Source organism: Pseudomonas reactans (assembly GCF_013387025.1).
GTDB lineage: Bacteria > Pseudomonadota > Gammaproteobacteria > Pseudomonadales > Pseudomonadaceae > Aquipseudomonas > Aquipseudomonas reactans.
On record NZ_JACAQP010000056.1, the window covers coordinates 1 to 1515 of the forward strand.

Sequence of the window (1515 nt, forward strand, 5' to 3'; positions counted from 1 at the left end):
TCTTTTTCAGAGTTTCCCTAACACAGATGTGATTGGCCTGGATGATAGATACGATGATTGCCACCTTTCGGGGCGCGGTATCGAGTTGCACGCTAAGGGCTGGCTCGATTCTCTGAAGCAGCCTTCAAGTATCTAAATTCGTGCGGTGAGTGGAGGGGAAGAACCCCTCCACTGTTTTTCAGTTGGGCTCGCTTGTTTCAGTGACCAAGCGTACCAACAGATTTTTCGCAACGTAGTCTGACGCAATAGGCGTTAGGTGCGATTTGTCCCAGGACGTCAGTCCCTCTTTTTTGTCTGAGCCAATGTAGGTCAGGCATCCATCAGTATTGCAAAGCAAATCCATGATGTCGGCATAGCTGGCATTGTCGATATCGAATGCTTTCTTCAACGCAGCATTCTTCTGAATGAATTCTTTATCGACGCCAGTGAAGGTGCGCGACGGGGTGTCCTTCCACAACGATTTAAGAACTATTTTGTGTAGGTCAGACGTCCAATGGGGTACCGGTCCAGTAAAGATGATTTTGGTGATACCTAGAGCGTTAAGCTTGTCAGTGGTTTCTCGCATCATCGCGAGATCTTGTCCCCAGTCCTCGGCGACGATGACTACGTCAGGCTTGGCTTTCTGTATGGCGTCGAGAGCGAACCAATTGGACTGCTCGCAGTAGTCTGTGGAAGAGGCTACTTTCGCATTTGGATTCGCTGGGCATGATGAACTTGCAACCTGCAGGATTTGCCAGTTGCTAGGCAGATTGTTCTTCAAGCCAAAGTACAAATGCTGGGCATGGGAGTCACCCCAAATAAACACTGACTTTGTATATGTATTATTTTTCTTGAAGCAGTTTTGACTAATCGATTCCACCGGTACAGTGGTTGCTTTGCCTTCGCGTTGTTTCTTTATGTTGAAAAAGTTGCAGCTATCGTTGTACTTGTTCAACAGCTCTGTCCGTTCCATGTATGACCAGGTCGGAGAGACGTTTTTGAAGTACGACGAGAACTGTGCACGATCATCCAGTCTGAAGGCATAGCCTTCGTTTTTGAAGATGCTAAAGCCGCCGAGGCCAACTGCAACCATCGTTGTGACCATTACGAACACGGCTCTGTTACTGCTGGTGTTCGTACGGATAGGCTTCTCGATGAGTCTATAAGTCGCATAGGCCAGTGCGATAGACGCGACAACCGCAACCATTCTGATGGCCGCCGAGGGCTGCGCGCCTTCGACGATGTACGCGAAAGAGAGCAGCGGCCAGTGCCAAAGGTAGAGGGGAAAGCTAATCAAGCCGAACCATACCAAGCTTCGGTTCGATAGTACGTTTCTGTTCAGCCACGCACCGGATCCTGCTGCGATTATAAACGCTGTGCCTAGCGTAGGAAGCAGTGCCCATGTGCCTGGGAAGGGACGACTTTCGCTAATCCTCAGGAAGCCCACAATGAGCATGATGACGCCCAATGCAGAGAAAACCTCTGAGCATTTTGAACGCGTCAACACGGACAGTCTTAGGGAAACTCTGAAAAAGA

1 protein-coding gene is annotated in these 1515 nt (G+C 49.4%); it reads right to left on the reverse strand.

The annotated features are described in order from the left end of the window. Window positions 1-178: 178 nt before the first annotated feature. A partial coding sequence (locus HX793_RS30560; RefSeq protein WP_218646208.1) for an acyltransferase family protein occupies window positions 179-1515 on the reverse strand: 1337 nt, incomplete at its 5' end.